The 9480-nt window shown below is 52.0% G+C and carries 9 protein-coding genes; 5 read left to right on the top strand and 4 right to left on the bottom strand.

Translation table 11 applies throughout. From position 1 onward, the window contains the following. Positions 1-133: 133 nt before the first annotated feature. Positions 134-439, bottom strand: a complete 306-nt coding sequence (locus tag H6F43_RS12685; RefSeq protein WP_190343114.1) for a Calvin cycle protein CP12 — start codon at positions 437-439, stop codon at positions 134-136. A gap of 130 nt (positions 440-569) precedes the next feature. Then, positions 570-1205: a DUF1361 domain-containing protein gene (locus H6F43_RS12680; RefSeq protein ID WP_190343113.1), complete on the bottom strand. Its 636-nt coding sequence runs from the start codon at positions 1203-1205 to the stop codon at positions 570-572. A 177-nt stretch (positions 1206-1382) separates the two neighbouring features. Here H6F43_RS12680 and H6F43_RS12675 point away from each other — a divergent pair, with 177 nt between their 5' ends. Together H6F43_RS12675 and H6F43_RS12670 are read left to right on the top strand one after the other, a co-directional pair. After that, a complete protein-coding gene (locus H6F43_RS12675; protein WP_190343112.1) occupies positions 1383-3413 on the top strand; it encodes a DICT sensory domain-containing protein in 2031 nt (676 codons plus the stop codon). A gap of 89 nt (positions 3414-3502) precedes the next feature. Further along, on the top strand, positions 3503-3925 hold the full coding sequence (locus tag H6F43_RS12670) for a photosystem I reaction center subunit II PsaD (protein ID WP_190343111.1): 423 nt from the start codon (positions 3503-3505) through the stop codon (positions 3923-3925). Positions 3926-4040: 115 nt separating this feature from the next. Here H6F43_RS12670 and H6F43_RS12665 read toward each other — a convergent pair whose 3' ends face one another. Continuing rightward, positions 4041-4451 carry a DCC1-like thiol-disulfide oxidoreductase family protein gene (locus H6F43_RS12665; RefSeq protein ID WP_190343110.1) on the bottom strand — a complete coding sequence of 137 codons (411 nt, stop codon included), beginning with the start codon at positions 4449-4451 and terminating at the stop codon, positions 4041-4043. Positions 4452-5419: 968 nt separating this feature from the next. Here H6F43_RS12665 and H6F43_RS12660 point away from each other — a divergent pair. Next, the gene (locus H6F43_RS12660; RefSeq protein WP_190343109.1) at positions 5420-6688 is read left to right on the top strand and encodes a glycosyltransferase family 1 protein; all 1269 of its coding nucleotides are present in this window, start codon (positions 5420-5422) and stop codon (positions 6686-6688) included. A gap of 189 nt (positions 6689-6877) precedes the next feature. Here the strand turns inward: H6F43_RS12660 and H6F43_RS12655 are convergent, their stop codons facing one another. Next, complete coding sequence (locus tag H6F43_RS12655) at positions 6878-7222, bottom strand: hypothetical protein (RefSeq protein ID WP_199290318.1); 345 nt, start codon at positions 7220-7222, stop codon at positions 6878-6880. 304 nt (positions 7223-7526) lie between these two features. On the opposite strand from H6F43_RS12655, the gene hemC reads away from it, so the two are divergent. After that, positions 7527-8492, top strand: coding sequence for a hydroxymethylbilane synthase (gene hemC, locus H6F43_RS12650; protein WP_190343108.1), 966 nt, complete (start codon positions 7527-7529; stop codon positions 8490-8492). Positions 8493-8557: 65 nt separating this feature from the next. Then, positions 8558-9480 (top strand): class I tRNA ligase family protein (locus tag H6F43_RS12645; protein WP_190343107.1); only part of this gene is annotated, 923 nt, incomplete at its 3' end.

Raw genomic sequence — 9480 nt, 5'->3', positions numbered from 1 at the left:
CTTGCTCGAACCAGAAATCGGTTTTAGAGCCAATGCCAGCAAAAGAATGGGAGGCAAGTTGGAATAATCAGGTGTAAAGAGCAAGGTCGCTCATCTCAGGGGCTGAACGTCTGCTGGAGGGCCACAGATCGCTCTAAACGTCGTAAATGCGACACTGATCCGCATCTGGGTGCTCCGCGCAGTATCGATCGAACGAAGCTTGAGTGCTCTCCTTCTTCGGGGAATGAGGATTTTCTGCCTGCATCGTTTCTACCACATCCCACGCCGTCACACATTCAGTAGAGTAATCGCCAGTCGTCTGACAGGCTTTCTGAGCTTGGTTGATCGCATCTTGCATCGTCTGCTCGGTCACTTGGGCTGATTCGGGAGATGATGACTCCTGACGATCGGTTGGAGCCGTGCTCATCTGACTCTCGCGAGTTCCAGTCGTACTATCCATAGGTGTGTCCCAAAACACTTCACTCTATTGGTAACGAAGTCCTTGAGCGTTCTCATCCCTCAAGTGATGGAGACGCACCAACCAAAATCGGACCGCAGGAATGCTTTGGCAAAACTCGATAACAGCTAGGCTACACCCGCGATCGACGCTGAACCACCGTGGCATAACGCTTCTGTAGCAGCACTGCCAACGTTACCTGCTTCATCAACCAGTAGAGAAGCGCCATCAGCACAAAGGCGATCGTCATAAAAATCAACGGACGCCAATCCAGCAGGTTCTCCATCACGCTTCGCAGCACATGATGGGGACGAGTAACGATGTACCAACTGTTGAGCCGCTCAAATCGTCCCAGATAAACGCCGATCGCGCTCAATCCATGCAGCAGCAGTTCCACCTGAAGAATGTAGCTGCTTAACCCGTGCCGACGCAGGTAGTAGCCAACGTTGATCAGCGACAGCACGTACGCCTGAAAGCCTACAAGCACAAACACAAGATATTTGGGAATCACCACCAGCGTGTTCACCAGAAGGGAACCGTTAGCGCGAATGTCGTCAACCAGATGAATCAAATCGGTTAGCACGTAGGGTGCGTTCGGCAAAAAGGCGATAAACGCGAGGACGCCGACCCACCAGAGCGGCGATCGCGCCATCGATCGCCGAAATAGCCAGACGCTCAGCACCAGCGGCACCACTGCCAAAAATAGATTCCAAGCCATCCAATCACTCGTACCGGAAATCGCCTGCCAAATTGTTGTCACCCAGTTCATGTGTCTGCTTCCTTAATTTGCTCGTTTTGGTTCTAGCAAATTCCATCGACGCTGTAATCCTTGGTTCTATCTAGATACAGAGTTATGTCAATGCTTCCAGACGATCGTTCAGACGGTATAGTGAGCTTAGTGATCATCTCGTCGCATCTCCGCATCAACGAGTAGAGTCTATTCTCGATGAGCAATCCCACTTCCGTTCTGGAAGATCTGCTACACGTCTCGCCTGACCTCAGACCTCAAATCTACTTCAAGTCTTCCCTGACTGCGCTTTCTCATGCCATGGAAGACCAAGTCTTGGCGGGTAGAGATGCCCCCTTGGTGATTGCCAGCTTTCAGCGCGAGCGCTTTTATCGGCAGGAAGCCCATCGGTACCTGAGAATTGCTGAGCGCACGTCACAGGTATACGTTCTGGCAGCACCAGAAGCAGACTTCTCTAATCGCTCTGGCGACTACGAAACGATCGCCTTCGAGCCGACCGACGGGCTGGCTCATGAGTGGCATTTAGTCGTCGTGGGTGCCCGCTATGCGGCTTGCCTGATCTGCAGGGAGCGACCGCCACTTGACAAAAAACAATCATCAACAGACGCCGAAGTGCCCACCCCACCCGATCAGGCGCGGCGATTTGAGGGGATTTGGACCTTCGAGCGCCCGATCGTCTGCCAAGCAGCCGAACTTCTGCTAGACCGGATTGTGGGCTACCGACCAGAAATTGCAGACAAAGTAGCTCAGGCAAAGGCACAGCTTGTGGGCGAGACCCAGACAGGCTTTAACAACGTTGATCCCGGACCGTTTACAGAACGCCTCGTTACCTACCTGCAAGCGGGACAGTACAAGTTGCTGAAAGCCTATCGCTCGATCGCGGCTCAGGAGCGCAAAGAGCGATTAGTCAATTCGATTACGTCTACGATTCGTCGATCGCTAAAGCCCGATGAAATCTTTAACGTTGCTGTGCAGGAGCTGGGGCAGGCGCTGCGCGTTTGTCGCTGCTTGCTCTACCACTGCAAAGCGACCGACGCTCACGTCACGATCGAGCACGAGTATCGCGCTAGCGAAGTGGAATCCCTGATGGGGCAGTCCTGGAACTTGCGCGACAATCCGCTGTTCCAGGCAGCCGTGCAGCGGCAGGAACAGGTTTACGTCGAAGACGCTCAAGTTGATCCCTGGCTGCTCGATAACGGGCTAGAATTGCCTGCCGCTCGATCATCCGTGGAGCGTTGGAAAATTGCCTCGTGGCTGATGGTGCCTATAGTGCATCAGAATCGGCTGCTGGGCATGGTGGAGTTGCACAACTGCGGCGTAACGCTGCACGAGTGGACTCCGGCAGAACTCGAACTCGTCGAGGCGATCGCCACTCAAATCGGCGTTGCCCTAATTCAGGCAGAGGCTTATGCCAACCTGGAGGATTTGAACCAGCAGTTAGAAGCGCTCGATCTCACCCGCAGCAATCTCATTGCCATTACCGGACACGAACTGCGAACGCCGCTCTCCACGATTCAGGTTTGCCTAGAAAGCCTTGCCAGTGAACCAGATATGCCTGAGGAACTGCGGCAGATCATGATGCAATCTGCCCTAGAGGATGCTGAACGAATGCGGAAACTCGTGCAGGATTTCCTCACGCTTTCGGAATTGGAAAGTGGACGGGTCAAGTGGCACTTGGAGCCGCTACCGCTGCGCGAATGCGTTGATCTCGCGCTTAGCAGCGTCCGGGCGCGTCAACTCCACAGTCCGTTGCCTCACATCTCCGACCACGTACCGCTAGAACTGCCGCTGGTGCAGACTGATGGCGAATGGCTGGTGGAAGTGCTGTCCAAACTGTTAGACAATGCTTGCAAATTTACAGAACCGAAAGGACAAGTGACGATCGAGGCACACTCCAACGGCGGACGAATGCTGGAAGTCACGGTGGCAGATACAGGACGCGGTATTGAGCCGGATCGCTTAGAAGCGGTGTTCGATCGCTTCTACCAGGAGGAAGGCGCGCTCCGTCGCTCGGCGGGTGGTACTGGGCTTGGATTGGCGATTTGCCGTCAGATTGTCACTGGGCTGGGCGGCAAGATTTGGGCAGAGTCCGACGGCAAGGATCGAGGCAGCCAGTTTCATTTCACGGTGCCGATTTCTCACAACGGTCGGGAAGAGCCTGCTCCAAAGAAAACGCGGGAACGATCGCCGAAACCTAACGGAGCGTCTAGTTTGAGGCTGCACGGCTAAGCTAAAGAACTGTAACAGTTCCCAACAAAGTTCGTAGAGGCGGTTCAGTCGAGTGATAGGATGCCCTAAAAGATTGAGCGAGAAATCCAATGGCAGAAACTCTTTCTGGACAAATTCCTTTATTCGGTGGCAGCACCGGCGGACTCCTAACCAAGGCGTCAGTTGAAGAAAAATATGCCATCACCTGGACCAGCCCTAAGGAGCAGGTGTTTGAAATGCCTACGGGCGGTGCAGCCGTCATGCGGCAAGGCGAGAACCTACTTTACCTGGCACGCAAGGAATATTGCATTGCCTTGGGTGGTCAGCAGTTGCGGAAGCTGAAGATTAACAACTACAAGATCTATCGGATCTATGCGAATGGAGACATCGAGTACTTACATCCCAAGGATGGAGTCTTCCCTGAAAAAGTGAATCCAGGTCGCGTCGCTGTGAACAGCAATCCTCGCAATATCGGCAGCAACCCCGAACCCGCTAAGCTCAAGTTCAGCGGTACCACACCCTACAACGCATAGCTCTAAGCTGTGTTGCACGATCGCCTCTAAGGAGCAATCCTTGGAGGCGATTTTTGTCAGGCAATTCGGCAGATTCATGCGGCGCTGCTCGACGAACACCACGCGATGAACCCACTTATAGCTGGCAACCCTGCGATTCACAGGCAGGATAAAGCGGTTGATAGGTTTGGCTGCGCTTGCCAAACAGAGCATAGCGATTATCGCGCACCTGCTCGTAAACGCGATCGCCCGTCCACTTCAAACCAGGAAGCGCGCGGTAGGCGGCAACAAACACATTACCCACAGGCAACAGACGCCCAATTTCTTCTGCTGCCTCAGTACCTTGCCAGCGCTGTTCTGGCTGATCCGGGTTCAGCAGAATCACGCCTTTCTCGCAATCCGCTGCTGTAATGTTGAACTCTCGAAGAGCTGGTTCATCCTGCATTGGAATGAATCGAAACTGCTGCCCTTTGTCTAAGCTTTCCAGTAGTTGTACCAGTGTTACGCAAAGGTTGCAGTTGCCGTCATAGATGACGTAGTAACTCATGTTGTAGAGTAGGCGATCGTGGATACCATCCTCATTCTACAATCCCTTCTTCTAACGCCGTACCGATACCACACCGCTAAGACACGCGCAGGAATCAAGGCTCGATTAAGCAAGCTAGTGCCGGAGGAGATGGCAGGAGAGAAGTCACTTGGACATTCAGCATCGCTTAGATGAATTAGTTAACTATATGCATGTCTAAAGATCTATATATTTTTCTTATTAATTATTCCTTCGATTTTATGTTATTTTCGACACCTTAACACTTAACTTACTAGGACGCCTGACTGAAATCTTTGCTGCCTAAAATTGCTGAGCCTTAGATTTTGCAACGATTTTCGCTCCTTGGTAGAATTGATGCTTGCGGAGCTAAAGCCGCTGTAGAAAGCGCTTAATTATACACGTCTGTGAATTTTTTAATCGCTTGCTGGGTCGCGCCCGAACAGGTGAATTTGCAAACTTATGATAAAGTTCATTCTCAAGTAGTGAGGAGAAATTGCACAAGACAGCTGTCTAGAATCGTAGACTCTTGAGTAATTTTTCTGTTGGTGGTGAGTGTAATAGAGTGCTATCCATTGTTAGAATTTTTTTCCAGCGATGGAGTGTAAATCTCTGAGTTTGTTTCTGGCAGCAAATCAAATTTTCTGTATCAAGTCATCTGCTACTGATGGAAACTTCGATAGGGAATGTTTCAAGCGATCGCGCGTTTACAGAGACTTGTGTTGAGTTTCCGCTGCTTCCTGGAAATCGTGCTTTTACGACACTAAATCTGACTTTGGGAGGGTGTGAGCTAGGCGGCGTTCCTCTGGATCGACTTTTCTATAGCTTGGATTATTTCGTTTGAACGATGTGGCTTAGGGCATCAAACCTGTACTGTAGAAACTGTTTTAAGCCACCGTTGTTCCTAGTGAATTCTCTGCCTGAGTTCGCTTTGGTGTCATTAATCCTCTAAAAATAAAGCTGACAAAACCATGTTTTCCTCAACCGAAAAGCACATTGCTCTGATTTCCTGTCACGGCGACCCCGCTGCTGAAATTGGCAAAGAAGAGGCGGGTGGTCAGAATGTGTACGTACGTCATGTTGGTGAAGAATTAGCAAAGCAGGGTTGGAAGGTTGACATGTTCACCCGCCACGCCGATGCTAATCTTCCAACGATCGTGCAGCACCGTGAAAACTGCCGCACCATTCGGTTAACGGCAGGGCCACAAGAGTTTGTCCCCCGTGATGAACTGGCTGAGCATGTGCCAGCGTTTGTGCAATCGTTGTTGAAGTTTCAACGTCAATCGGGAGTGCAGTACCGTGTCGTTCACACAAACTACTGGATTTCTGCCTGGATTGGCATGGAGTTGAAAAAGCTTCAGCCGCTCAGTCAAGTGCATACCTATCACTCTCTAGGAGCGGTGAAATACCAGTCGGTGTCAACGATTCCAATGATTGCTACAACGCGATTGGATGTGGAAAAAACGGTGTTGAAAACAGCGGAGCGCATTGTGGCAACCAGTCCACAAGAGCAAGAGCACATGCGATCGCTCATGTCTACCCAAGGCAATATTGACATTATCCCTTGCGGTACCAACGTCGATCACTTCGGCTCCGTCAGTCGCGAAGCAGCCCGTCAAAAGCTGGGCATTGCCTCTGACGAACAGGTGGTCCTTTACGTGGGACGATTTGATCCACGCAAGGGCATCGAAACGCTAGTCCGGGCGATCGGTCAATCGCAGTTGCGTAATAGCGACAAGCTGCGCCTGATGATTGGCGGTGGTAGCCGTCCGGGTCAAAGCGATGGGTTAGAGCGTGAGCGCATCGAAAGCATTGTGGGTGACTTGGGACTAGCTGGTTTGACTCAGTTTCCCGGTCGCCTCAGTCCTGAAGAGTTGCCAATCTACTACGCAGCAGCAGACGTTTGCGTCGTGCCGAGTCACTATGAGCCGTTTGGGCTGGTGGCGATCGAAGCCATGGCGTGCGGTATTCCTGTAATTGCCAGCGATGTTGGCGGTTTGCAGTTCACAGTTGTGCCTGAAAAAACGGGTCTACTGGCTCCGCCAAAAGACGAGGCAGCGTTTGCGGCAGCGATTGATCGGATTCTGATGAATCCCGATTGGAGCCATCAGCTTGGACAAGCGGCCCAAGAGCGAGTGCGATCGAAGTTTAGCTGGGCAGGCGTTGCAACGCAACTGAGCGATCTGTATCTGGAACTGTTGGCACAGCAGTCCAAGCCCGTTGATCAAGTCAGCGCTTAGTCCAACGATTTGTGTTGAATCTCAATTCAAAAAGGGACGTTGCGCGCAACGTCCCTTTTTTCTATCTAGTGGTTTGCCAGCTTTACTTGTTTAAGTTGCTGAAGTTTGCAGAACGCGAACTGAAATTTTTTCAGAGGATCTTCGACTTCTAAAAATAGTCCCAATAGACTATTAGGCTTCCACCCGCCCCTATTTCTCCGTGTACGTGTAGGAGCCAAGTTTGCACAAATCCAGGTTTTCTTCCTCAAGAACGTCACCATCAGCAAAAACGCCTCGGATACCGTAGATGCAAGTCGTTTTGCCATCAGCGATCGTTACATTGCCAGATTCGCCAGGTTTTACAGAATCTGTCAAGATATCTTCGCCCCAGTCGCTTTGCGACATGGCTTCTACATAAAACTCGACTAGGGGTGAAGAGGTTGCGTTTTTCAGCGTGAAGCTCAAGTCTTCAGCGATCGCTTTTTGCACGGTCATGGATACGATCGGCAATGCAAATACGGCTGACAGCAAAAGTCGATTAAATGGCTTTACCATACTGATTTTTCTTTTCCTGGTTAAGTGAATTTGTCTGACTCAACCTTAGGAGGTTGTATCTTTTATTACCTTATAAATTCCACCAGTCATTGGCAGCTCACAGCCAGTTATCGCTAGAAGGATTCATCATTCTCGCGCTTGACATTACTTCTTGCTTCTGGCTCTCACTAGATGCAGCCTTATCGCATCCCATTCACGGCTTAATTATCTGTAACGTACATTTATTAGGTGTAGCGGGCATGGCGCGGCGCACTGCGGTAATGTGGAAAATGCCACTTCACAAGCTCATTTCAATTCTTGATATATGTCCCTGACCGCCACGCCTCTCCGCACCATCCGCATCGGCTCTCGCAAAAGTCAACTCGCACTTGTACAGACCTACTGGGTGCAGGAGCAGTTGCAAAAAGCATTTCCCGATCGCACTTTTGAAGTACATACCATGAGTACCCAGGGCGACAAGATTTTGGACGTAGCGCTGGCGAAGATTGGTGACAAAGGCTTGTTCACCAAGGAATTGGAAGTCGGAATGCTGAGCGGCGATATTGACTTTGCCGTTCACTCGCTAAAAGATCTGCCCACGCGCCTGCCAGAAGGACTCATGCTGGGCTGCGTCACCGAACGCGAAAATCCCGCTGATGCGCTGGTGGTTCACGAGAAGTATCAGGACAAGCAGCTTGGAGCGCTTCCCGAAGGCGCGGTTATCGGCACCTCATCGCTACGACGGCTCGCGCAACTGCGTCACCACTATCCGCACCTGAGCTTTAAGGACGTGCGAGGCAATTTGAACACCCGCTTGTCGAAGCTTGACGCTGGAGAGTACGACGCGCTGATTTTGGCAGTTGCAGGGCTGCATCGGCTGGGATTTGACGATCGCATTCACCAAGTCATTCCTGCTGAAGTCTCGCTGCATGCGGTCGGGCAGGGCGCACTGGGCATCGAATGCCGCACGGAGGACCCCGAAGTTCTCAATCTGCTAAAAGCGCTAGAGCACCTTCCTACCGCGCAGCGCTGCTATGCAGAGCGAGCATTTTTGCGCGAGTTGGAAGGTGGCTGTCAGGTGCCGATCGGCGTCAACACCGTCCTCGATGGCGATTCCCTAACGCTGACTGGAATTGTGGCAAGTCTGGATGGGCAACGCCTCGTTAAAGACAGCATTACGGGTGCTGCTGCCGACTCAGAAACGCTCGGGACTGAACTGGCGCAGCGAATGAGGCAGCAAGGCGCACAGGAAATTTTGGATGAGATTCTGGCAATGCTCGATCGCGCTTAATCTTCAGCAACGGGACAGGGCAACATGGCAGAATGTATGGAAGTTCCATACATTCTGTCCAGCTCATGACGGCATCCATCCCGACCCTGCCTAGTCAATACGATTCCGCCAGCGCCGAAGCCAAGTGGCAGCGGTTGTGGGAGGAGAACGACGCCTTTAAAGCAGACCCCAGCAAGCCGGGAGAGCCTTATTGCATCGTTATTCCGCCGCCAAACGTCACGGGCAGCCTGCACATGGGGCACGCCTTCGAGCATTCCTTGATCGATGTGCTGATTCGGTACCATCGGATGCTTGGACGCAATACGCTATGGCTTCCGGGAACCGACCACGCCAGCATCGCCGTCAGCGCAATTCTGGATAGGGAACTGCGATCGCAAGGCAAGACGCGCCAGGATGTGGGACGAGACGCCTATCTAACGCGGGCATGGCAGTGGAAGGAGGAGTCTGGGGGAACGATCGTTGGTCAGCTGCGGCGGCTGGGTCTGTCTGTAGACTGGTCCCGTGAGCGGTTCACGATGGACGAAGGCTTGTCCAAGGCAGTCATGGAAGCCTTTGTGCGGCTCTACGACGAAGGGCTGATTTATCGCGGTGAGTACTTAGTTAACTGGTGTCCAGCCACGCAGTCGGCGGTGTCCGATTTGGAAGTGGAAAACCAGGAAGTAAATGGGCACCTGTGGCATTTCCGCTATCCTTTGAGTGATGGGTCCGGCTTTGTCGAAGTTGCCACGACGCGACCGGAAACGATGCTGGGGGATACTGCCGTCGCCGTTAACCCGAATGACGATCGCTACAAATCTTTCATTGGCAAAAGTCTGACGCTGCCGATCATGAATCGACAGATCCCGATCATTGCAGACGAATACGTAGACTCCAGCTTTGGGACTGGCTGCGTCAAAATTACGCCTGCTCACGATCTTAACGACTTTGAGATGGGCAAGCGCCACAACCTGCCCTTCATCAATATTCTCAACAAAGACGGCTCCATCAA

This window comes from Leptolyngbya sp. FACHB-36 (assembly GCF_014695955.1).
Taxonomy (GTDB): domain Bacteria; phylum Cyanobacteriota; class Cyanobacteriia; order Leptolyngbyales; family Leptolyngbyaceae; genus FACHB-36.
The sequence above is the reverse complement of the archived record's forward strand: the minus strand, read 5'-3'. Positions and strand labels throughout refer to the sequence as shown.